Annotated in this window: 26 protein-coding genes and 2 riboswitches; of the genes, 1 reads left to right on the forward strand and 25 read right to left on the reverse strand. The window is 35.2% G+C overall.

Going from position 1 to position 23,707, the window contains the following annotated elements; genetic code table 11:
• Positions 1–15 precede the first annotated feature (15 nt).
• Positions 16–147 carry a hypothetical protein gene (locus ACYQ3D_RS01170; protein WP_459835261.1) on the forward strand — a complete coding sequence of 44 codons (132 nt, stop codon included), beginning with the start codon at positions 16–18 and terminating at the stop codon, positions 145–147.
• A gap of 47 nt (positions 148–194) precedes the next feature.
• Here the strand turns inward: ACYQ3D_RS01170 and cobK are convergent, their stop codons facing one another.
• From cobK to ACYQ3D_RS01295, 25 genes are all read right to left on the reverse strand, one after another.
• Entirely contained in the window at positions 195–941 is a 747-nt protein-coding gene (gene cobK / locus ACYQ3D_RS01175) for a precorrin-6A reductase (protein ID WP_459835264.1), read from the reverse strand.
• On the reverse strand, positions 938–1,624 hold the full coding sequence (cobJ, locus tag ACYQ3D_RS01180) for a precorrin-3B C(17)-methyltransferase (protein ID WP_459835266.1): 687 nt from the start codon (positions 1,622–1,624) through the stop codon (positions 938–940). The genes cobK and cobJ overlap by 4 nt, the downstream gene beginning before the upstream one ends.
• A gap of 29 nt (positions 1,625–1,653) precedes the next feature.
• Positions 1,654–2,682: a cobalt-precorrin 5A hydrolase gene (cbiG, locus tag ACYQ3D_RS01185; protein ID WP_459835268.1), complete on the reverse strand. Its 1,029-nt coding sequence runs from the start codon at positions 2,680–2,682 to the stop codon at positions 1,654–1,656.
• Positions 2,679–3,434, reverse strand: coding sequence for a precorrin-4 C(11)-methyltransferase (gene cobM / locus ACYQ3D_RS01190; protein ID WP_459835270.1), 756 nt, complete (start codon positions 3,432–3,434; stop codon positions 2,679–2,681). The genes cbiG and cobM overlap by 4 nt, the downstream gene beginning before the upstream one ends.
• Positions 3,435–3,652: 218 nt before the next feature.
• Positions 3,653–4,354 carry a precorrin-2 C(20)-methyltransferase gene (cobI, locus tag ACYQ3D_RS01195; RefSeq protein WP_459835272.1) on the reverse strand — a complete coding sequence of 234 codons (702 nt, stop codon included), beginning with the start codon at positions 4,352–4,354 and terminating at the stop codon, positions 3,653–3,655.
• Positions 4,355–4,358: 4 nt separating this feature from the next.
• Positions 4,359–4,946 carry a precorrin-6Y C5,15-methyltransferase (decarboxylating) subunit CbiT gene (cbiT, locus tag ACYQ3D_RS01200; RefSeq protein WP_459835274.1) on the reverse strand — a complete coding sequence of 196 codons (588 nt, stop codon included), beginning with the start codon at positions 4,944–4,946 and terminating at the stop codon, positions 4,359–4,361.
• A complete protein-coding gene (gene cbiE, locus ACYQ3D_RS01205; protein ID WP_459835277.1) occupies positions 4,939–5,565 on the reverse strand; it encodes a precorrin-6y C5,15-methyltransferase (decarboxylating) subunit CbiE in 627 nt (208 codons plus the stop codon). Before cbiE ends, cbiT begins: the two co-directional genes overlap by 8 nt.
• A gap of 358 nt (positions 5,566–5,923) precedes the next feature.
• Positions 5,924–7,006 carry a cobalt-precorrin-5B (C(1))-methyltransferase CbiD gene (gene cbiD, locus ACYQ3D_RS01210; RefSeq protein WP_459835279.1) on the reverse strand — a complete coding sequence of 361 codons (1,083 nt, stop codon included), beginning with the start codon at positions 7,004–7,006 and terminating at the stop codon, positions 5,924–5,926.
• A gap of 233 nt (positions 7,007–7,239) precedes the next feature.
• On the reverse strand, positions 7,240–7,641 hold the full coding sequence (locus tag ACYQ3D_RS01215) for an ExbD/TolR family protein (RefSeq protein ID WP_459835281.1): 402 nt from the start codon (positions 7,639–7,641) through the stop codon (positions 7,240–7,242).
• Positions 7,631–8,248: a MotA/TolQ/ExbB proton channel family protein gene (locus ACYQ3D_RS01220; RefSeq protein WP_459835283.1), complete on the reverse strand. Its 618-nt coding sequence runs from the start codon at positions 8,246–8,248 to the stop codon at positions 7,631–7,633. The genes ACYQ3D_RS01215 and ACYQ3D_RS01220 overlap by 11 nt, the downstream gene beginning before the upstream one ends.
• A gap of 14 nt (positions 8,249–8,262) precedes the next feature.
• The gene (locus tag ACYQ3D_RS01225; RefSeq protein ID WP_459835285.1) at positions 8,263–9,378 is read right to left on the reverse strand and encodes an energy transducer TonB; all 1,116 of its coding nucleotides are present in this window, start codon (positions 9,376–9,378) and stop codon (positions 8,263–8,265) included.
• Between the two features lie 33 nt (positions 9,379–9,411).
• Positions 9,412–11,337: a TonB-dependent receptor plug domain-containing protein gene (locus ACYQ3D_RS01230; protein WP_459835287.1), complete on the reverse strand. Its 1,926-nt coding sequence runs from the start codon at positions 11,335–11,337 to the stop codon at positions 9,412–9,414.
• A gap of 23 nt (positions 11,338–11,360) precedes the next feature.
• On the reverse strand, positions 11,361–12,629 hold the full coding sequence (locus ACYQ3D_RS01235) for a heme ABC transporter ATP-binding protein (protein ID WP_459835289.1): 1,269 nt from the start codon (positions 12,627–12,629) through the stop codon (positions 11,361–11,363).
• A gap of 11 nt (positions 12,630–12,640) precedes the next feature.
• On the reverse strand, positions 12,641–13,687 hold the full coding sequence (locus ACYQ3D_RS01240; protein ID WP_459835291.1) for a FecCD family ABC transporter permease: 1,047 nt from the start codon (positions 13,685–13,687) through the stop codon (positions 12,641–12,643).
• Between the two features lie 15 nt (positions 13,688–13,702).
• Positions 13,703–14,632 carry an ABC transporter substrate-binding protein gene (locus ACYQ3D_RS01245; protein ID WP_459835293.1) on the reverse strand — a complete coding sequence of 310 codons (930 nt, stop codon included), beginning with the start codon at positions 14,630–14,632 and terminating at the stop codon, positions 13,703–13,705.
• Positions 14,633–14,779: 147 nt separating this feature from the next.
• Positions 14,780–14,981: riboswitch (cobalamin riboswitch) on the reverse strand.
• 129 nt (positions 14,982–15,110) lie between these two features.
• On the reverse strand, positions 15,111–15,728 hold the full coding sequence (locus ACYQ3D_RS01250; protein WP_459835295.1) for a precorrin-8X methylmutase: 618 nt from the start codon (positions 15,726–15,728) through the stop codon (positions 15,111–15,113).
• 16 nt (positions 15,729–15,744) lie between these two features.
• Positions 15,745–16,110, reverse strand: a complete 366-nt coding sequence (locus ACYQ3D_RS01255; RefSeq protein ID WP_459835297.1) for a sirohydrochlorin chelatase — start codon at positions 16,108–16,110, stop codon at positions 15,745–15,747.
• A gap of 13 nt (positions 16,111–16,123) precedes the next feature.
• Positions 16,124–16,954 carry an energy-coupling factor ABC transporter ATP-binding protein gene (locus tag ACYQ3D_RS01260; protein WP_459835299.1) on the reverse strand — a complete coding sequence of 277 codons (831 nt, stop codon included), beginning with the start codon at positions 16,952–16,954 and terminating at the stop codon, positions 16,124–16,126.
• Positions 16,947–17,729: a cobalt ECF transporter T component CbiQ gene (cbiQ, locus tag ACYQ3D_RS01265; RefSeq protein WP_459835301.1), complete on the reverse strand. Its 783-nt coding sequence runs from the start codon at positions 17,727–17,729 to the stop codon at positions 16,947–16,949. Before cbiQ ends, ACYQ3D_RS01260 begins: the two co-directional genes overlap by 8 nt.
• Before the next feature lie 2 nt (positions 17,730–17,731).
• Positions 17,732–18,787 carry a nicotinate-nucleotide--dimethylbenzimidazole phosphoribosyltransferase gene (gene cobT / locus ACYQ3D_RS01270; RefSeq protein WP_459835304.1) on the reverse strand — a complete coding sequence of 352 codons (1,056 nt, stop codon included), beginning with the start codon at positions 18,785–18,787 and terminating at the stop codon, positions 17,732–17,734.
• A 13-nt stretch (positions 18,788–18,800) separates the two neighbouring features.
• A complete protein-coding gene (locus ACYQ3D_RS01275; protein ID WP_459835306.1) occupies positions 18,801–19,085 on the reverse strand; it encodes an energy-coupling factor ABC transporter substrate-binding protein in 285 nt (94 codons plus the stop codon).
• Positions 19,072–19,842 carry an energy-coupling factor ABC transporter permease gene (locus ACYQ3D_RS01280; RefSeq protein ID WP_459835308.1) on the reverse strand — a complete coding sequence of 257 codons (771 nt, stop codon included), beginning with the start codon at positions 19,840–19,842 and terminating at the stop codon, positions 19,072–19,074. The genes ACYQ3D_RS01275 and ACYQ3D_RS01280 overlap by 14 nt, the downstream gene beginning before the upstream one ends.
• Positions 19,843–20,036: 194 nt before the next feature.
• Positions 20,037–20,225: riboswitch (cobalamin riboswitch) on the reverse strand.
• A 325-nt stretch (positions 20,226–20,550) separates the two neighbouring features.
• Positions 20,551–21,495 (reverse strand): cob(I)yrinic acid a,c-diamide adenosyltransferase, encoded by a 945-nt coding sequence (locus ACYQ3D_RS01285; RefSeq protein ID WP_459835310.1) that lies wholly within the window; start codon positions 21,493–21,495, stop codon positions 20,551–20,553.
• A gap of 4 nt (positions 21,496–21,499) precedes the next feature.
• Positions 21,500–21,871, reverse strand: a complete 372-nt coding sequence (locus ACYQ3D_RS01290) for a glycerol dehydratase reactivase beta/small subunit family protein (protein ID WP_459835312.1) — start codon at positions 21,869–21,871, stop codon at positions 21,500–21,502.
• Positions 21,872–23,704, reverse strand: coding sequence for a diol dehydratase reactivase subunit alpha (locus tag ACYQ3D_RS01295; protein WP_459835314.1), 1,833 nt, complete (start codon positions 23,702–23,704; stop codon positions 21,872–21,874).
• Positions 23,705–23,707: the final 3 nt, after the last annotated feature.

The raw sequence follows: 23,707 nt of genomic DNA on the forward strand, positions 1-23,707 counted from the left end.
TTGGAGGTGGTTACCTTGACTGTTGAAGAATATGATTTTGCCGACTTAACTGCTGAACAAGTAAAAATGATTAAAGAAACTGAAGCTAGAATAAATAAAAATAGACAAAATAATGACATTATGCTCTGGGCTCTTAAAGAAGAGTAAATAATACCTCTGGGATTTAGGTCTTTGACCTTTCCCAGATATTGTTTTTATAGTTGCTCTAGTAATTCAGAATAACTACCAACCATCTGAGGATAAGATAATTCAGGTCTAGTAATTAATAACACTGGTATCTCTAACTCTAAAGCAGCTTCCAATTTAGTATCTAATCCCCCTGTCTTTCCACTTGCTTTCGTTACTAACAAATCAATATTATAATCCTTTAATAAAATCTTATTTAATTCCTTACTAAAGGGACCTTGAATAGCAATTAAATTTTGGGGAGTAAAACCTATCTCTTGTACCTGCTTAATAAACTTACCATTAGGTAATACTCTAGCTACTAATCGCTCCTGCCAATTATCTATTTCCTCAATAAAACAATCTAGGTTTTTACTACCAATAGTCAATAATATTCTCTCAAACTCTCTTGCCTTCTGAGCTGCTTTTTGATATCCAGCTACTTCAATTACTAATTCATCATCTGGTACTTTTATTTCTTTTCGTTCGAATCTAATATATCTTTTATCTAGCTTGCTACTAACCTCTAGTGCATTATAAGAGACTTGCTGAGCAAAAGGATGAGTAGCATCAATAATAATCTCAACTCCATACTCTTTAATCAACTGCTCCATCTCTTTTAAACCTAGCTTCCCCTTAATCACTTTAGCACCTACATCACTTAATAATTGGTGGGCATAATCAGTTACTACTGATGCAATAATTGGATAGTCTATCTGCTGTAATCTTTTAATTATCTCTCGACTATCCTTAGTCCCCGCCAATACTAAAATCATACTTGATAACCTCGCGGAGTAATCATTAAATCTTCAGCTGTAAATGTTTCTGAGTTACCAATAATTACAGTAGTTAACATATCAATTTTATGATTCAACATATCTTCTAAAGTTGTCCTAGTTACTTCTTCGGCCCCACGTTTAGCCTTACGAACAATTCCTACCGGAGTATCAGCAGATCTATGGTCTAAAAATATATCTCTAGCTACCTTAATCTGCTCAACTCGTTGCTTACTTTTAGGATTATACAAGGCTACAATAAAGTCACCTTGAGCAGCTTTAACTAATCTCTCTTTAATTATTTGCCAAGGAGTCAACAAATCACTCAAACTAATCACAGCATAATCATGCATTAAAGGAGCTCCTAAAGAAGACGCAGCTGCATTAGCAGCTGTAATCCCTGGTACTACCTCTACTGAAATATCCAATTTCTCTGTAGCTACTAACTCTAAAATCAAACCTGCCATTCCATAGACTCCTGCGTCACCGCTACTAACCATTGCTACTTTTTGGCCCTGAGCAGCTAACTTAATTGCCTTTTTACTTCGCTCAACCTCTGTTCCCATACCAGTACTAACTGTCTCTTGTTCCTCAGATAGTACTTCACTCAAAAAATTAATATAAGTCTTATAACCAACTACCACATCTACCTCCTGTAGCAGTCGATATGCCTTCAGACTCATCTGTTCAATATCTCCAGGGCCAACTCCTATTACATAAAGTTCTCCTGCATTACTGCTACTGTTACTTGATTCTGGCTTGTCTTTGATAATAATAATTCCCCCCTTTGTACACTTAACTGAGCTGCTGGTTCACACACTCCACCAACTCCTATCTGTTCTTTAACAAATTCTGATCTGGTATAATTTAAATCAGCCTCTTTAATCTCTTCTCTAGTAATAATTTCAACTGGTATATCTAGCTCTTTGGCCGTCTCTATAATACCAGCTTCATCTTCTTTTAAATCTATAGTAGATAATTTCTTAGTACTTGCCTGATGTAAATCTAACTTCTGTAAAGCAAAAAAAATAGCTTCTTTAATTTGACTAGCACTAACCCCTCTACGACATCCAATCCCTACAACTATATTCTGAGGAACTAACTGTAAATAAGGTTCTGTTATCTTAATATTTTGATTAGAAATAACTATTGGAAATCCCTTTACTCTCCCCAACTGTTTTAGAGAATACAAACCAACCTCTTCTGCTAAATTTAAATCTAATTTTAAATCTGTAAAAATATTAACCTGCTCTCCATTAACTAAAGCTGCATTGGCTAACTTTAAATTTTTCCAAGGCACAAGTTCACAATTGAGCTCCTTAGCTAGTAGATCAAAAGCCAATTTTTCTTGACAATCAGTTGCAGTTGTAATTACTGGATTAGCATCAATTAAACTAGCAACCTTATTAGTTAACTCGTTGGCCCCTCCTACATGGCCTGATAAAGTACTAATTACATTGTGAGCTGTTTCATCAATTGTAATTATAGCTGGATCCTGTCTTTTATCTTCAAGATAAGGAGCTATTACTCTAACAACAATTCCTAAAGCCATAATAAAAATAAGTCCATCATATTGAGTAAATAACTTACTAACCAATTTCTTTAGTGAAGAATCAAAGGTGTTTACATCTTCTCTAGGCTTAACCTTAGCTGATAAATATAAATCAACATCTATTAACTTCTCTAATCTATAAGCTAACTCTTTTCCTGCTTCAGTTAAAGCAATCACAGCTAATTTCATTCTTGTTTAGCCTTTCTAAAACCATGGCTAAAGTTCTTATCATATAACTTAGAGTAACTATAATCTGTATCTAAAAAATCCCCTACTAGAATCATAGCTGTTCTATCAATTCCAACAGCTTGAACTTTATCAACTATATTAAATAACTTCCCTTGAACTACCCTTTCATCATTCCAAGATGCTTTTTGCACCACAGCAATTGGAGTATCCGTAGAATATTCTTCTTTTAATTCTTCAACTACTCCATCAATCATATGAATACTCAAGAAAATAGCTAATGAAGTATTATGTTTAGCTAACTTATGTAACCTCTCCTTATCAGGTACAGCAGTTCTGCCCTCTAGTCTAGTAATAATTACAGTTTGTGATACATCAGGTAGTGTAAACTCTCGTTCAACAGCCGCAGCAGCAGCTAAAAAGGAACTAACTCCAGGAATTATTTCATAATCAATTTCAGCTTGTTTTAAATAATCAATCTGTTCTTGTAAAGCCCCATAAATACTTGGATCACCAGTATGTACTCTTGCTACTGTATTGCCTACTTCGTTAGCCTCTTCTATCTTAGTCAAAACTTCTTCTAGTGTCATCTCTGCACTATTATAAATTTCAGCTTGTGGAGCATACTCTAAAATTTCTGGATTAACTAACGAACCAGCATAAATAACTACTTTAGCTTCTTCTAAAGCCTTTTTTCCTTTAATCGTTAATAATTCTGGATCACCAGGTCCTGCTCCAATAAAGTATACTTTCATTGATTAGCCTCCTTGTTTAATTTCAAACTTAATTGACAATTAACAGTTAAAAACCTAAAATCAAAATCTTATAAACCAATAATATATAAGTAAATATAGAGGGTTTGACTTTTTTCTTGACCTTAACTGTCAACTGTAAATTATACACTGTCAACTATCGATATAAAATAATACTTTATATTGATACCTTTACTCACACTGATTCCTCACACTCACTACTAACTTTTGACAATAATCATTGATAAATAATCTATCTTTTCTCCTACTAAAGAATCCAAATCTGAAGTAATAAATTCTATATCTTGACCACAGCGACTAATAAAAGTAGCTTTAGCTTTTAAATCTAGTTTAGTCAGTAACTCAACAATAAATTTATAATTTTTACTCACTTTCATTAGTACTACATTAGAAAATTTGGATAATATACATTCCAGTTCTTCTAAACTAGAAGTAGCAGGAACAATAGCTACCTTTTCTTCACCTTCCGTTAACGGTAAATTAAGCCGCGAACTAGCTGCATTAACTGACGTAATTCCGGGAATTGTTTTTACATCTAACTGAGGATGCTTAGTCTTAATCTTCTTTAAAATATAAATATAAGTACTATACAATAAGGGATCTCCTAGAGTAATAAAAGCTATATCTTTACCCTGCTGCAGTAAGTTAACTATTTCTTGACTAGCTTCTTGCCAAGCAGTTTCTAACTTATCTTGGTCAGAAGTCATAGGAAAATATAATTCATTGACTCGCTCTTGACAATCAACTACCTCTTTTACAATCTCTAATGCTAAACTATCTTTCTGACGCTTAGATTGAGGGGTGCAGATTAGATCAACTTCCTCTAAAATTCGCTTACTCTTTAAAGTTATTAATTCTGGATCCCCTGGGCCAACTCCCAATCCATATAGTTTTCCTGCCATCTTATCACTCCTTAATCCCACTAATAATATATACTGGATTCATTCCTTGTAACATCTGATACTGTCCTACTTCCTTAGTTCTAGTAACTGCTAGATTACAAATCTCTAATTTATAACCTAGTCTTTCTAACTCTTTTCTAGCAGTAGTTAAAGTATCTAAAGTAATAGCATTGATTACTACTCTACCATTACTAGCTAGCTTGTGATCAACTACTTCTAATATCTTATTAAGTTGACCACCACTGCCTCCAATAATTACTCGATCAACTGCTGGTAAATCTTTCAGTGCTTCAGGAGCTTCTTGGGCAATCACCTCTATATTATCTAATCCAAACTTATCCAAATTATCCTTGATCAGCTTAACCCCTGCAACTTCTCTTTCTATGGCATATACTCTCCCATTTTTAGCTTGTAAAGCAGCTTCTACTGTTAAAGACCCTGTTCCGGCTCCTATATCATAAACAATACTATCTTTTTTTAACCTTAGTTTAGAGATAGTAACGGCCCTAACTTCTTCTTTAGTCATTGGCACCTGACCTCTAATAAATTCAGCATCAGGAATTCCTGGAGTTTGGTAGGACCAGTTACTCATTATAGATCACCATTACTGATAATCCGCCAAATTCTTCTTTACTCAACTCAGTTAGACTTCCTTTGATTACTCGCTCTGAAGAATAAGATAAGTTCTCAGCTACTAGTCCCTGTTTAGTAGTCACTCCTTGCTCTAATAAAAACTTGGCAATCTCTTGAGGGGGAAACTGCTGGTCAGTAAAGAAACCAACTTTATCTTCTTCTTCAACTAACTTTACTAACTTATGGCGATTATCACTACCATGTAAACTAGTAATTTTAGCATCTTGCCAAACCATCTTACCTTTAGCAAATCCCAACTGTAAAGCACTAACTCCAGGAATAACTTCTAATTTATCTTCAGCAAAATACCTTTTTAGATAGCTTAACATACTATATAAACCAGGATCTCCAGATACTAAGACAACTATCTGTTGTTGCTTATAATTTTCTGTAATATAATCTTTAATCTGCTCTAGATTAGCAGTAATTTCTATCTTCTCTTTATCATATTCTGCAAACAAATCTAAAGCTCTTTGGCCCCCGATTAAAACATCTGATTCACTAACAATTCTCTTAGTAATTGGTAATAGATAATCTTCAGTTCCCGGGCCAATTCCTGCAATATAGATTTTACTCATAGAGACAAATCCTTTCTATTTCACTTTTAAATTAGGTGTTCATAATTTAACTTAATTGATATATTGTGTCACCATAGGTGACACAGTCGTGAGCTGTGTGTCGTGTGCTATCAGCCAATTCAAAACCTTTAAATTCAAAATCTAACCCTTTAAGATTACTATGTTTAAAGGGATTGAATTGGGCTATAGTCTTGAATTTGAATTAGCACATGGCACATCCTACAGGTCTAGAAAACAGACCTTCCGTAATAAAAACCATTTGCAGATAGCTGATAGCTGTGGCACGAAAGTGCCACTTTATATCACTCAACTGTCTATATCTCAGCCTTTCTAACTATTAACTGTAAACTGTACACTGTCAACTGCACTTTCCAATAATCCCTTCTTCCATTGAAAATAATAGACTATTTACTTCCAGAGCATTATCAATATAACCTTGAGCTCTAATCGTTACTCTTTTAGCTAATAAATCAAAAACTTGCTCTAAACTTGCTTCCTGAATGATGCCTACTGTCTCCTCAGCCGTATTAGCAGCTAAAATTTGCTTGATTAACTCTTGGCTGCCCCCTAAGGAAGCAGTATGAGCAGCTATTGTCTCCAATCTAGCATCTGCTAGTTGACTGTGCGTATTAAAGATACCTGCTGCTACCTTAACTAATTTTCCTATATGACCAATGATAGTTACTTTCTCTACCTGCTGTTTAACACAATGCTCTAGCATAAATCCGACAAAATTACTCATCCTAATAATTGCCTCATCTTTAAAACCTGATTTTTTGGCCCTTCGTTTTCCATAATTACCAAAGACCAAAACTAATTTTTTAATCCCACTAGCTACTGCTTGGTCAACACTTATAGCTAAGGAATCTTTATAAGCTTGTTCAGACATAGGTTCTACAATTCCAGTCGTACCTAAAATAGAGATGCCTCCTGTAATCCCTAATTTAGGGTTTAATGTCTTTTGCGCTGTTTCTACTCCTTTAGGCACCTCAATAGTTATCCTTACGCCCTCATCTATAGGTAAAACTTTATTGATTTCCTGACTTATCATCTGACGGGGAACTGGATTAATAGCAGCCTGACCTTGATCTATCGGTAAACCTGGTTTAGTAACTCTGCCTACTCCTACCCCTCCTCTAAGTTGAATTCCACCCTTAGTTTTTTCTACTTTAGCCCTAATCTCTAAACCATCTGTTACATCAGGGTCATCACCACCATCTTTAATAATAGTTGCTTGAGCATAACCAGATTCTAGTTTAGTATTTACCACCTTTAATTCAAGCTCAACTCCAGCTGGAGTATCGATTCGTATCTGATCAACTTGTTGACTGCTAAATAACATCTTAGTTGCTGCTTTAGCTGCTGAAGTAGCAGCACTACCAGTTGTATAACCTCGTCTTAGTTTCTTACCATTTTTAATAACGTAACTTTCAAAAGCCATTGAATTACTCCTCATTCATGATTTCTGATCAAAAATTATTACGACTAAAAATTAGTCGTTACTAAAACTAATTAACTATCTCCTTAAGTTAGCCTTTTCAATTATCTCTTCTGGAGCATTCCACCTAGTAAAGATTAGTTCTATTGAATAAATTCCTTACCTCTTCTGCTCTACTTCCGTAGTCTATAAAACTACAACTCCTTTCTTCACCCTCATCAGCTCCTTATTTTAATCTATTTTGATTTATGCAAAGCAAAGTTTAAATTATTCACCTGAATCTTTTTGGCAATATCCATTACCTGAATTACCTTCTGAAAAGCTACTTCTTTATCAGCAAAAACTGTTAAGGTTTTAACTGAATCATCATCCACCTTATTCCGCAGTCTCTTCTCTAATTCAGCAAGCTTGACTCTTTCCTTTCCTAGATATACTTCTTCTTCTTCAGTAACTGAAATATTGATTTCAGTCTCATTTTTCTCTTCAACCACTTCTGTATCAGGCAGCTGAATATTAGACTTTACTTCTCTTAAGTTCAGTGTAGAGGCTACTATAAAGAAGATAAGCAAGAGAAAGACTACATCGATCATAGGAGCTAAATTAATTTCTAGATCATCCCGTTTGAAATTATACTTCATCGCTAGCCCCTACCTCTTTAATATAATTAATCAATTCCTTCTCCCGCTTTTCGGTATGTAAAACAATCTGCTGTAGTTTATTTGTAAAGTAATAATAAGCACCTAAAGCTGGAATCGAAATAACTAATCCTGTTGCTGTAGTAGTCAAGGCCTCAGAAATCCCCTGAGCTAACTGTTCCGGTTTACCACTCATAGATAGAACATGGAATGTCTTTATCATCCCCGTTACCGTTCCTAAAAGTCCCAAGGAAGGACTTATCTTACCGATAAAGTTTAAAAATCCTAAATGCTTCTCTAATTTGGGAAACTCCTCTAGCTCAACTTCAGCCATCTGTTCCTCTATCTCCTCAGGTTCTTTATCTAAATGAAGAATCCCCTGCTTTAAGACCTTACCAATAGGTCCTTTAATCTCTTTACAAAGCTTAACTGCTTTATCAACTTTATTAGAACTGATCCTATCTTTAATCTGATTCATTAAGTTATTGGATAATTCCTTAGATATTCTGGAAAATTGGTATAAACGTTCTAAAACTAAGGTTACTACTATTATTGAACAGATTAATAGCGGATAAATAATCATTCCACCTTTAGCTAATAGATACTGCATTTCATGCCACCTCTCTATGCTTCTAATCTAAATCTAATCGGTACTAAGATCCAGCTGCCGATCTTTTGATGCTCCTTGCGAGCAGGATTAAACCGCCACTCTTTAGCTGCTTTCTTGGCTGCTAAGTCAAGCTGCTTATAGCCAGATGACTTTCTAACCTTAATCTCATCTACCTGACCATCATAATCAATCAATACCTTCAACACAACCTTGCCTTCAATCTCCCGCTCCTTCATTCGTTCAGGATATTCCGGCTGTTTATAATCAATCAACGACGGTTCCTTAACTCCAGGCTTACTGCCGTTAGTTAGGTCTACCTGCTTTGTCTCTTGACTGGACTGACCGGATGCTTCATCTTTCGTCTTCTTCTCAGAGCTTGATTTCTGCTCTTTTGGTTCAGATTCTTTATCCTGTTTCTCTTCTTTTTTGGGTTCTTTAGCTTCTTCTTCTGATTCATGCTGCTTTTCAGTCTCTGCTTTCTTTTTAGTTTCTTTCTGCTCTTCAGGTTCTTCTTTATGCTTCTCTTGCGGATCTTCTTTCTTTTCTTCTTCAGATTCCGATTTTTCCTCTTCTTCATCCTCTTTCTGCTCTTTGGGTTCAGGTTCCTTCTTTTCTTCTTCCTTCGGTTCCTTTCTCTCTGTTTCTCTATCTATCTCTTCTTCTTGTTCTTCAGTTTCTTCTGGTTTATCCTTCTCTTTAATCTCTTCTTCTTTCTGTTCAGGCTCCTTCTGCTCCTTGGGTTCCTCTTTCTTTACTTCTTTTTCAGTTTCTTTCTTTTCTTCAAGTACTTCCTCTTTTTCTTCTTTAGGCTCTGATTCTTCTTCAACCTCTTTTTTCTCCTCAACCTTATCCACAGGCTCTTCTTGTTCTTCCTGCTTTTCCTCTTGAGTTTCTTTCTGCTCCTTAACTTCTTTCTCTTCCTGTTTATCAGTAGAAGAAGATGAAGGGTTGGCCTCCGCACTGGCAGCAGCCATCTTGAATCTCACCTTTTGGCTGAAGTTCCCCTGAGAATGGGCCAGATTATCCATTTTAACTATAGATGACCCAAAGTTAAAGAGAGCCAGATGAAGTCCTACTGCTATGATGAAGGCTACTTTAAGCGGAGTTATACTCTTTTTCAGCAGTCTCATTATGCATCCCTCCCTCTTCTTAGTTAGTTAGGGTTAAAATTCTTTGCTTAAGCTTAGCATAACATTACGTCCTGGCATTGGATAATCAGCTCTAACTTCATAATTTCTATCCAATAAATTATTAATTTTCAATGAAACATCAGCATTTTCAGTTAACATCTTACTTAATTTCAAATCTGCTACAAAGTAACTTGGTAAATCTTCTCCATTAGCATATCTTCCACTAACTAACTTTCCATCTAAATTAAGATTAATATCTCCTTGATTATAATTCAAACCTAAATTAGCAGTATGATAAGGCTTGTAATTTAACTGTTCATCAGTTTTTTCATCTTTAGCATCTAAATAAGTATAATTAAAATCTGCAGAAAATTGAGAAGTCAATTCTTTATTTAAAATCAATTCAATCCCTGATATTTTAGCTGAATTAATATTTTTGGGTTTAGTTATCTCTTTATATACTGGATCATCATCTATATATTCAGTTTCCCAATCAATTAAATTATCCATATCTTTTCTAAATAAATTTAATTCCCCTTTTATATCTTGATCTAAATACCTTACACCTACTTCATAAGCTTTAGAAGATTCAGGTTCTAAATTTGGATTCCCTTTCATAATTGCCCAATAATCTTCTGTTACACTAGAATAAAAATCAGAATCAATAAAAGATTTACTATAGGGCCAATATAAATCATTAAATGTAGGAGTTCTATAAGCCTCTCCTGCTGAAAAATGCAAATTTAAATTAGAATCTACTTCATAAACTGTACCTATCCGAGGACTAAATTCCGAACCAAACTTTTCATGGTCGTCATACCGACCACCAAAATTAATCTTTAAAGGATCAATTACTTGCCATTCATCATGAATGAAATATGCTTTATTTAAATAATCATGAATTTCATTTTCGGTACTATCAATTTCATTTTTCTTAACTTCTAAACCATAAGTCATAGTATGAGCTTGATAATAATCAGTTTGATCAAAAGAAATCCCTTTTCTTTCGGTATTATGTTCACTCGGCCCATCATATTTCCGTTCATCAGGGTTATCATAAATATTTTCATGCTGATTATAATAAACATTTAAATTTTGATCTCTATTCCCAATCTGTCTTCCCCATTGTAAATCCAAATTAGTATCTTCATCATCCTGTTCAGCATTAGGCGTCCTCCAACCAGGTTTATCTTTACCTGGAGTTCCTTTTTCAGAATCATTATATTTTAATGATAAACTTAAATCAGAATGATCATTAAGTCTATAATCAAACTTTGTAAAAACTTGCTCCTGGTTTAAATCATCATTGTCAGGATTTTCTCGAAAACCATCAGAATCTTTTTTCAATACAGACACATTATAACCTAATTTATCTGTACTTCCGCGATGAGTCAAAGTATATTCTTGTGTCCTGAAAGAACCAAAAGTGGCTTCTACATTAGTAACCGGCTGTTGACTACCACTTTTAGTAGTAATATTAACCACGCCTCCTAAAGCGTTAGCACCATAAAGACTAGAAGCGGGGCCTTTTAATACCTCAATTTTTTCAATTTGATCAATAGGTAATCGTCCTAAATCCACTTGTCCATTCTGACGGCTATTAATTGGCTGACTATCAATTAAAACTAAAACCTGTGAAGAACTTGAACCGCGAATACTAATTGTCTTTTGTCCAGCAGGACCACCATGATCACCAATATTCACACTAGAGACATCTCGCAACAAATCAGCTACATTGTGTGCACTCTTCTTCTCAATATCCTCTTCATCTATCACTTCCACACTCACCGGGGATTCTGACAACTTCTCTGGATGCTTCGATGCAATTACTACTAACTCATCCAGCGTATAAGTTTCTTCCTCCTCATTCTGCTCTGCCTCCTCAGCCATTACAGCTGGTGCTGCTACTAAACTCACTACTAAAATTAGAACTAATGCAACTGCTAGTTTCTTATTCATATCCCTCGCCCCTTTCATATAACTTATTCCTTTTCTGTAGATGTAACCAATTCATCTAAAACTTCATAATTATCTCCAACCACTGTTACTCTCATATCTAACAGCTTTTCATATAAGTCATTACCTTTTCCTTTGGTATAGTCCCGCTTAGATAGTATCTCTTGATCCATAACTATCACTTCTTTACCCTGCTTTGCTGCCCAAAGAGCAGCCTTTAAATTCAAGAGATTACCAAACCCAAAAGGAATTTCAGTTAAAATCACTGTATCAACATCTTTAATTTTATCTAAATTATCCTTATGACTCTCCTGACTAATCGGAGTAAAAGGCTCTTCGGCTACAATCTCAACATTACAAGATTTAGCTACTTCCCAGTCCGAATCCTGTTCATTCAGTACACCACAACTTACCTGAAAACCCTGCTCTACCAGATTTTCAATCAGCTCTCTGCCGGTTCCACCGCCGCAGATAACATGTACTTGATGATCCAATTGAGTTTCCGGAATATATTGATTATCCAGCATCGTAACATAAGGACGATTGCTAGGATAATGCTTTCTTATGATCACCTTTGAACCATAAACATTTTCTATATTCTCAGCTGTAATTATCTCCTCTGGTGAACCGTGAGCATAAATCTTTCCATCTTGAAGCAGCAATAGCTTGTCACAGTACTCTGAAGCCAGATTCAGATCATGAAGCACTACTATCACCGTCAGCTCATATTCACGGTTAAACTTCTTAAGTAGATTCATAATCTCCAGTTGATAATTGATATCCAGATTAGAAGTCGGCTCATCCAACAACAGCACTTCCGGCTGCTGGGCCAAACTTCTAGCTAAAATCACCCGCTGCCTTTCGCCGCCACTAAGCTGACTGACCGGCCTTTCTGCTAACTCTAAAGTATTAGTCAGCTCCAAAGCCTCTTTTACTATCTCATAATCCTCAATGCTTTCACTTTCAAACCTACCTATATAAGGAGCTCGCCCCATCAGAACAATCTCTTCTACTGTAAAGTCAAAGTTAACATTAGTATTCTGGGGCACAACAGCTAACTTTTTAGCTATCTCCTTCTTGTCCAGATTCTGGAGATCAAAATCATCGAGATAGACCTTACCACCATCAGGATGGAGAATAGAATTCATATTCTTCAACAGCGTTGATTTACCCGATCCATTAGGTCCGATCAAGCCGATGAATCCCCCCTGGGCAACACTGAAGCTAACCTCCTGGAGAACTTCAAAATTGTCGTATTTATAACTTAATTTATCTACTTCAAGCTTTGTACTCATTGGGCATCCTCCTAAAATCCTGTTCCTTTCTTCTTATTTAACAGGTAAATAAAGAACGGTCCGCCGAATAAAGAAGTTATAATTCCTACTGGAATCTCTGTTGGCGCAATCACTGTTCGAGCAAAAGTATCCGTTAGAATCAAGAATATTGCTCCGATTAAAGCAGAACTCGGAATCAAAATTCTATGGTCTGGTCCGACTAATAAACGGACAATATGAGGAATAATCAAGCCTACAAATCCAATAACACCGCTAGCAGCTACAGCAGCCCCGGCCAATAAAGCCCCAGTTATCAATAGAATTTTCTTCATTCGTTCCACTTCTACACCCAGGCTCTGGGCTGAATCTTCTCCAAGCAGCATAATATTTAAATCCTGAGCCAGAAGATGAACAATAACATAACCGACGAGAATATAAATCCAGACCATACTCACATCAGACCAGCTCTTTGAGGCTAGACTCCCCATAATCCAGAAGACTATCTGATGCATATTCTGATCATTAAAAACCATCAGTAAAGATACAACTGCCGATAGAGTAGAACCAACTGCTACCCCAGCCAACAATAAAGTAGTTACTGAAATTCTCTTGCCCACCTTTGCCAGATTATAGACAATAAATGTAGTCAATAAGGCCCCTGCAAAGGCAAACATTGGAATGCTGTTCAGCCCCAATAGATTAACCTGCAGATCATAGATCATGCCCAAGGTTGCTCCCAGAGAAGCGCCAGAAGAGATACCGATTACATAAGGGTCGGCCATAGGATTCTTAAGCAGAGCCTGAAAAACAGTTCCAGAAGTTGCCAAAGCCAATCCTACTAAACCGGCCAGTATCACTCTAGGAAATCTAATCTGTAAGATTATTGTGTCATTAACTCCTGTTTCTTGGCCAAAATCAATCATATCTTTAACAAAAGGAATCTTAACTAATGATACCTTTACTATCTCTTGAAAAGAAATTCTAGTTGCTCCTAAACTTGTTCCCACAACCACTGTTACAGCCAATAAAACCAATAAACCAGCAATAATCCCCCGCCACTTTAATTTATTATTCTTCATCTAATATCAACTCTTTTAGTTAAATAATTCAGGATGAACTGCCTTAGCTATCTTCTCTAAAGCAGTAATAATCCGCGGTGAAGTCCGATTAACAATATCCTGATCTACAATATAGACTCTTTCATTCTTGATAGCTTTAATCTCTTGAAACTTCTTACGCTGTAGAATTGATTCCTTACTCACCTGATGCTTCCAACTGTGCGGGGAAGCAAGATAAACCTCAGGATTCTCAGCCAGCAGAACTTCAAAGCTGTACTGCGGCCACATCCCCTCTGCCTGATGAGCAATATTGATACCGCCGGCTAAGTGAATCAGGTTATCGATAAATGTTTCCGAGCCAGCAGTATACAGCGGCTTTTTCCAGATCTCATAAAAGACCTTAAGACGCTGATCTTCATCTATATTCTTTGCTACAGTTTCAGTAATCTCTTCTACCCTATTTCTCATTTCATCTGTAATTTCATCTGCTTCTTCAACCTGACCGGTTGCTTTACCGATTAACGAGATAGAGTCTATAATTTCAGCTACATCCGTAGGATTTAATCCCACAACATTAATACCTAACTCACTTAATCTAGTTACCACTTCTTTAGGAGTAATCCCGGCTGCCAAAACTAAATCCGGCTGCAGTTGAATTATCTTCTCCACATTAGGTTCTTTAATCGTACCGACCTTATCAATATCCTTAACTGCTTCAGGATAATCAGCATACTCAGTTACCCCTACAGTCCTATCACCAGCTTCCAAAGCAAATAGAGTCTCCGCATGGCTCGGTGCCAGGGAAATTATCCGCTGGGGCTTCTCTTCTATAATAACTTCTCTTCCTAAATCATCAGTAATCTTAACAAAGTAATCCTCAGCATAAATATTCGTTGTCCCTGCTGTACAGCCAATCAAAAGAATAACTGCCAATAGCAGCCCAATAAATAACTGTCTAAACCTCATTCTTCTCCCCTCCCAAATTAAAAAATCCCAATCCTTCGATAAAGGGATTGAGAAGAATTGACCATTAACAAAAAACTCAACCCCGATAGAAAAGATTGAGAATAATTAGCCAACACTAATTACCTACTCTCTTTACCATCGAAGAAATAGCAGGCGAATGGTTAGACAGGTCTCCTGACTCCTAGCTTTAAATGCTAAATTCTACCTTGCCTAAATATTAATATCTCCAAGTAGCATTCTAAGCCTAGCTAACTAGTCACAGTGGCGGGCCCGTTCAGGCTTTGCACCTGATTCCCTATTATCCCTTAGCTATAATCAAGCTAAAGGCACCTAACCATTACATATTTAATTTTTATTTCGCAAAGACCAACTTAGATTAATCTCTTATACATGCACATTCTCTGCTACTAAAAATACTCCTTTATATTTTCCATTTTTTCACTTTTTATCTGCTTCAATTAACTCCTACTCTTTTAAGTTATTCCATATATAATAGTGCATTAACAATAGAAGCCGCTACTGCACTACCACCTTTTCTACCTCGCACAGTAATATAAGAAAGATCTAACTTTTCTAACTCTACTTTAGACTCTTTAGCTCCTACAAAACCAACTGGGGTCCCAACGATCAATGCTGGATTAGCTTCTCCTGCTTTAACCAATTTAATCAACTCAAATAAAGCAGTTGGAGCATTACCAATTACAAAAACTTGATTATCATTATCTTTTATTGCCTGACGCATACACATCATTGATCTAGTAATTCCTGCTTCTTTAGCTTCCTTAGCAATCTTTTGATCACTAATAAAGCATTTAACTTGGCCTCCTAAAGCACTAACTTTACGCTTATTAATACCTGCCCGCAACATATTAACATCTGTTACAATGTTGGCCCCTGCCTCTAAAGCCTGTAAACCTGATTCTATAGCTCCTTGAGATACAATTACTAATTCAGCAAATTCTGGGTCAGCTGTAGCATGAACTACTCTTTTGACTACCTTTTTTTCTTTAGCTGAACAGTCAAGTTCACCCATTTCTTCTTTAATAATTTCCATACTCTTTCGTTCAATTTCTTTAGGATCTTGTATAATTTTCATTCTGCCCCTCCTTTTTTTACCCTACTGCTTTGATTTGATCTACTAAAATTTCTGCAATCTTTTCATCTGGCCCAATATTCTTACCAAATATAAATTCAATTTCCGGATATTCCTCTTCAACTTCTTTAATTAATTCTGGGATATCTTCTTGAATATGTACCCCAGGAAATAAAAACAGAGGAATAATAATTACCTTTTCAACTCCTTGTTTAGCTACTTTAGCCACACTTTGTTCTAAATTTGGCTCTGCTAACTCCATTGATGCCTGTTCAACTACATCATAATCAACCTTATCCCTAATCATCTCTACAATCTGAGTAAAAACTGAATTTGCTTTACTTGCTCTACTACCATGTCCTAAAATAATAACTCCTGTCTTCATATTATCTCCTCCTTTATTTTTCAATCATTCCCAAAAGTTCTTCTTTACTTCTAGGAATAGATTCACCATTTAATAATCCTTTAGTTTCTAATCGGTTATAAACTTCTATTATCCAAGGTTGAATTAAATTAGCTTCTGTTAACAACTGTTGATCTTGAAAAACTTTTTCTGGCTTGCCTTGTCCAACCATCCTTCCTTGCTTCATAATATAAGTGTAGTCAGCCCAAGAATAAGCTAAATTAACATCATGAGTAGCAATAACTACTGTTATTCCTGACTGTTGAAGTTGCCTGAAAAGGGCTATTATTTCTTCTGTAGCTTGGGGATCAAGCCAGACTGTTGGTTCATCAAAAATAATTACTTCTGGCTCCATTACTAATACATCTGCAATTGAAACCTTTTTCTTTTGCCCATAACTTAACTGTTGAACTGGTTTATCCTTCAAATTACTGATGCCCATTGTCTCCATTATCTGATATACCTGTTTTTTTACTTCTTCTTGGGATAAACCTAAATTTAAAGGTCCAAAAGAAATTTCCTGCCTAACATCTGCCGAAAACAACTGTTTATCAGGCTCCTGAAAGACAATACCAACTTTTTTTCTTAACTCTGTCAGCGATTTCTGATCATAATTAACTCTCTCACCTTCAAATAATATCTCACCCTGCTGAGGTTGTAAGATACCATTTAAATGGAGAAATAAAGTAGACTTCCCGGCTCCATTTGGCCCTAAGATAGCTATTCTTTCTCCTTGAGGAATAGTTAAGGATAAATTTTGTAATACTTCAGTACCATCTTGATAGCTAAATTCAACATCTTTAACTTCAATTACTGGTTTAGACAATTAAATCTCCTCCTAATACAGCAACTATAACTAAAATTACTTCTAGTAAAATAATAGCTATTAAGTTTCTACTAGATAGTTTATAATCATAATCTATTACCTTTATCTCTCCCTTATATCCTCTAGCTTCCAGTGCTATCTGTAACTTTCGAGCCCGATAATAAACCTCAATAAACAAATTAGAGAACAACTGACTTACAGAGAATAGAGATTTTTTAAAAGAAGAATATCCTAATCTAGATAATTGAGAAACCCTAATTTGTTCCGCACTTTCTAAAAATATAAATAACAATCGATATATTAAAATCATCAACTCAATTAAAATTTCAGGTAATTTAAATTTTCTTAAAATTGAAATAATTTCTACCATAGGAGTAGTTAAAGATAAAAAATAAAGACAAGATACTGTTGCTAAAGATTTCAAAATCAGATGTGAAGTAAAAATAATATTATTATTACTAATACCTAAGTTAATCCCCCATAAATTTAAATACCATAAAAATTGATTATTCTCCCTACTAATAGAAATTATAATAGGAATTATACTAATAAATAAAAAAGAACTAGATATCATAAACAATCTAATAACTATCTGACTAGAAATCTTAGCTCCTAAAATAATTCCTCCCACCATCAGTAAAATAACAAAGAAAGAAGTAAACATAGAATTCATAACTAAACATATTACCATCGTTAAAATAGAAAATAATAACTTTTCCCCGGGATGAACTGCACGTAATTGATTTGAATAAGCATACTGATCAATATCTAACATCTCTATTCTGCTCCTACTGCTATCTGAGCTTCTGTAAAAGTAGCCATATCACTGATAATCTTAGTTGCAGCTTCTACTAGACTCATACTTAAAACTGCCCCTGTTCCTTCCCCTAGTCTCATATCCAAATCCAATAATGGTTCTAAATCTAATAAATCATAGATTTTAATATGGCCTGGCTCTACTGATTTATGAGACGCAATCATGTAATCTATAACCTGAGGGTTTAATTTCTTAGCAATCAAAGCAGCAGCTCCTGAAATTAAACCATCTACTATAACTGGGACTCGATTAGCAGCGGCTGCTAACATAACTCCAGCCATACCTGCTATCTCTAAACCACCTACTTTAGCCAAAATATCAATTCCATCATCCACTTGAGGTTGATTTGTTGCTAAAGATTGTGTGATTACTTGTTTCTTCTTCTCTAATCCTTTCTTATCAATTCCAGTTCCATAACCAACTATCCTATCTAATGATAAATCAGTAATAGCAGCTAAAATAGCACTACTAGCAGTAGTATTCCCAATTCCCATTTCACCTGTTCCAATTAAATTAGCTCCTTGAGAAATTAGATCTTCTCCAACTTCAATCCCTACTTCTAAAGCCGCCCTAGCTTCTTCGTAAGACATAGCAGGGCCTTGAGCCAAATTAGCAGTACCTCGTCTTACTTTCTTAACAACTAAATCTTTAGCTTCTATTTCATTAGCGACCCCTATATCTACTACTGTCACTTCAGATTCCATCTGTTTAGTTAGAACATTAACAGCAGCTCCGCCATTTAAAAAATTATAAACCATTTGAGTAGTTACTTCTTGCGGAAAAGCACTTACCCCCTCCGCTACTACTCCATGGTCAGCAGCCATTACAAGATGATGCTTCTGATCAACCTTAGGAAATACATTTCCAGTTATTCCAGCTAATTTGACTGCAATCTTTTCTAACTTTCCTAGACTACCTGGGGGTTTAGTTAAATTGTCTAATCTTTCTTGAGCCTGATCCATCTTTTCTTGATTCAACTTGTCAATATTGGCAACTGTCTGTTCTAATAAACCCATTTTTAGCCCTCCTCTATTCTTTAGATTTAAATTCTGCCTGTTTTAAACCAATATAATAACCTATAAGTCCTGCTCCTAAAGCAGCTTGTAAAGCAAAAAGCAGACTTTCAATTTCTCCACTTGGGGGCTCCCAAACAACATCAAACCAAGGTTCATAATTAGGCTTTACTTCTTTGATTATTCCTTGAGCTGCTCCATCAGCTCCTTCAAATTCAGCTTTAGAATTAATTAATAAAGGAAGCATAGTTAAAACAACTATTCCAATTAATAGTACCAAGTTCTTATTAGTTAAACTCATAATCTCCCTCCTGAGAAAGAAATGTAAGTTGTTGCAATTCATTTTTACTATATTTAGTAATCAAATTAAAGACTAACACTGTTACCAACCCTTCAATAATAGCCAAAGGAAGTTGAGTAACTGCAAATACCCCCATGAATTCAGTCAGTGAAACTAAAAAACCTCCGTGCTGAGCAGGAAAAGCGCCAGCTAATTGAGTTGCTGTAGTTACATAGGTCATTAGATTCCCTAAAGTAGCTCCTAAAAATACTGCTACTCCCATAGGTAACTCTAATTTTTTAGTTAATTTATAAGTTCCATAAGCTACGAAAGATCCTATTATTGCCATAGAAAACAAATTAGCTCCTAAAGTGGTTATTCCCCCATGGGCCAACAACACGGCCTGAAAAATAAGTACAATACATCCTAACACAACCATTGGCCAAGGACCAAATAAAATTGCTCCCAATCCTATTCCTGTTGGATGAGAACAGCTACCAGTTAAAGAAGGCAGTTTAAGAGACGATAAAACAAATACAAAAGCTCCTGCTACTGCTAATAACATTTTAACACTTGGTCCTTTTTCCTTAACTAAAATTTTAATCTTTCTAATTCCCAAAACAACAAATGGAAGTGTCACTAACCACCAAAAACTAGCCCATTTAATAGGCAAAAATCCTTCAGGAATATGCATTGCATAAGCTCTTTCAGAAAAATAAAACAGTCCTATGAACAAATAAATTCCTATTAACAAAATACTTTTCTTAGTTTTTTTCATTGATTTAAACCTCCAGTTAAACTTAAAGTAAAATTTTCTTAGTTACCTCTATATTCTCTTAGGAAATTTAATATAAGATCCAACTCCTTCTTTTAAATTCCTTGTTGAATTAAAAAAACCTCAATCTTAGATAACAAGATTGAGGGAAATTAGGTACAGATTTCCTTTATCTTACTTCTCCTGTTACCGAGGATCTAGTAATTAATAATTAGGCAGGTCTCCTGACTTCTAGCTTAACATTAGATTTAAACCTTCCCCAGTTTGAACTGAGTGGTTCTTTAATCTAACTAGCTAGTCACAGTGGCGGACCCGTTCAGGATTTACACCTGATTCCCTATTCTCCTTTAGCCGTAACTAAAGGCACCTAATCATTATCTATTCTTTTGTTAAATCAATTGAATTGCTTTTACATTATTTTCTAAGAAACTTAAAACTCCTTTATATTAAATTATAATGCATTCACTTATTAATTGCAAGTTAAAATGCACGGTTTTTTATACCTGCATATATAAATGTTATCTATACCATTCCTAACTTTTTACCAAAGACTTCAGATAAAGTCTTATAGTCTGTATTTAACAATTCTATCTTCCCATTTTAAGTATTTTCCTTTTCTCATTTTTGTGATATAATTATTTTGACACATATCCAATACCTCCATAATGTTATTTCTGATCATTTAACATTATATATGAGGTATTTGTGCATTTAAGTATGCAATGTTCCTAATGCATTTACTCCAGCTTCAGCAACTTGGATATCTTCTTCTACTGCTCCACCACTTACTCCAACTGCTCCAATAACTTCATCTCCATCATAAAGTGGGATTCCTCCACCAAATGTAACTAAATCATCAACAGAAACCTCAATGCCATATAATTCATTCCCTGGTTGAGCTAACTTTCCTACTTCTTCTGATGTATTTCTCATTACAACTGCAGTGTAAGCTTTTTGCCTTGCTAATCCAATACTAACCTGTAATGCATTATCCATTCTTTCTAATGCTTTTAAGTTCCCTGCATTATCTACAACTGAAATTACCATTGGCACCTCAATATTTTCTGCTTCCTTCTTTGCAGCCTCTATCATTCTTTCAGCATCATTTAAATCAATCTTCATAATTATCTCCTCCTTGATTTTTTGAATTTGATTATTATCTTCTACTTTACCTAACATAAAAAGTAAATCAGATAACCTATTAATATACTGAAGCAAACAATCATTTAACTTATAATCTTCTTCACTAACCTCAATAATTCTTCTTTCTGCTCTTCGAATCACAGTTCTAACAATATCTAAGATACTACCAGTTTCACTACTACCTGAAATACTAAAATTATTACCCAATGATATCTCTTGGTTAAATAAATCTATTTTTTCTTCAAGATAACTAACATCTTCAGCAGTAATCTTATTTCCTGGACTAGTTTTACGAGAAGCCAATTCAGCTCCAACAACAAATAACTTTTGTTGTATTTTGCAAATTATTTCACAAACTTGTTCATCATTCGATTTAGCTCGAGCTAAACCTAACCAAGAGTTAGCTTCATCAATCACCCCATAAGCTTCAACCTGTGTATCATATTTTTTAACTCTTTCTCCACTAAAAAGATCTGTATTACCTTTATCACCATTTCCAGTATAAATGGACATTTAATCACTCCTCAGTAGCAAAACTTTTAAAAGGAAGCCCCTTTACCATTCGCGCTGCATTACTTCCCATCTTTTTAGCTTGGGAGTTTTTATTAATTATCTTATCAAAAACTGGGGAATCTTGCTTTAGTTTTTTCATTTGTAAGATAACTCTCTCGCCCGATCCAACTCCAACGCCAACTCCTAAGGAAGATTTTTGAGCTGCATAATAAGCTAACTTTTCTATATTGTTATCTTGTTGTAAACAAACTCTAAACGGAATTCCTTCTTCTTCTATTCCATAACCTATTTGAGCCACTAATTCACTATCTTTATAACCAGAAGTAGTAAATATACATATGATAGGTTTGTCTGATTTCTCTTTAAGACTAGGCATTTAATTCCACCCCTGCCTATTTAAATAAGAGAGAACTAAACCTGTTGCTACAGCATTTCTTGGCCCCATCGTTCCACGAATATTTCCTCGGCCAGCTACAACACCATAATTAGATAATTCATTTGAAATCAACTCTGGAACTTCAAAATCTAAAGCTGAACCTCCAACCATAACTACAAATCCAATATCACGAATATTTCCAGTTGGGATAGTTCTTTTTAAAGCACGTACTGCATTACGCACAAATACATCCTTTTTAGCATCCCTACGCACCTGGCGAATTTTTTCCATTGAATGATCAGTTGGAATTGATACCAATTCGCCCTCATCTAAACTAACTACTTTAGAAAACAATTTTGGTGGTAAAGGTTCATCATAAAAATCAACTGTTCCCTCCTCATGACGAATATTAAACATACTTTCTACTTTAGCTAAAGGTGTTTTTTTTATTCGTTCTGCTAATTTAAAATCTCCTAAACCCAATTCAGTATCAATCATCATTGAGACCATATTTCCAGCACCAGATAAATGGGCTGTAGAAATATTTCCTTCCTGAGTTAATACTGCAGCATCAGTAGAACCTCCTCCCATATCAAGAATTACCAGTGGCTTATCAGTACCTGGAGTAGTTAAAGCTCCTAAAATAGCCATATTTGCTTCTACGCCAGCAATTTCAACCTCAACTTCTGAGATTTCTTTCATTAAAACATCTGCAATCTGTCGCATAGGCAGTTGACTAGTTTCTACCATAGCAGCTAGACCCACTGCATTCTCTAATGCATGCTCACCTGCTAATCCACCTTTTACTTCTTGAGGTACAAAAGTATCTACAGCTAAAATGTCTTTAATCTTAATGTTACTAAGTTTTTGGCCTGTTACTTTTTTCATCTTACTACGAACTCGCTCTAACATTCCTGAAACATTTGTTCCTGCTTCGCCTTTAATATCATCTATTGGCTGAGCTTTCTCAACAGACTCCATAATCTCCTTAGCACCTTGATCAATAGCAATCTCTTCTTTACTGCGTTCACCAAATACAATTAACTTTCCAGCTGGAATTCGTTTTTCCTCAACATCACCCTGAGGAGTACGAATCACTACAGCAGAATGATTACCAATTAAAGATCTAGCTACAGGAACAATATGCTTTGTTTCATCAGCATCTAGGTCAAAAACAGTAGCAATTCCATAAGGATTAGTTAGTTCTTCAATTGTCCCTCCAGAACTAGCAACTTCAACAGCAGCTTTTCTATTTAAAGGTACTTTATCTATAAATCTAACTTCATCTACAATTGGGATTTGTTTTTCTATTCTATTTGCAATTAAAACTGCATCATCCTTCTGTACAATTGCTCCATTAATTTCAATACCTTCTTTAAGCCCATGATTTATATTTTTAGCTGCAATTGCAAAATCTACTTCCGATGGCACTACTACAATAACCTCATCTCCTAAAGAACAAGAATCCAAGTTATTGATCATGACTGTTTTTCCAACCCCTAAACCAACTCCGCCTGGAGTTGAAGGGTTATGACCTATCATAGTAGACTCTGTAATAACTGTTTCTGTAATAGTTTCCATAGCTACGTCACCAATAACTGGGGTTGCTTCATTAAGTCTAATTAAATCAAGATCGTTAATTTCTAAATCAGTAGAATTAAGAGCTCGTCGTAGAGCTTCCATAATTCCTTCAATATTTTCATCTGTTCCTTTAAGTCCAGTTGTTCTATATTCTCCCTGAGCTATAAAATCGACTTCTTGTTGATCTTTAGTTTTTCCAATTGCAACCTCAGTAGTTGAGTTACCTATATCTACACCTACAATTAATTCCATACT

Source organism: Halanaerobaculum tunisiense (assembly GCF_054657635.1).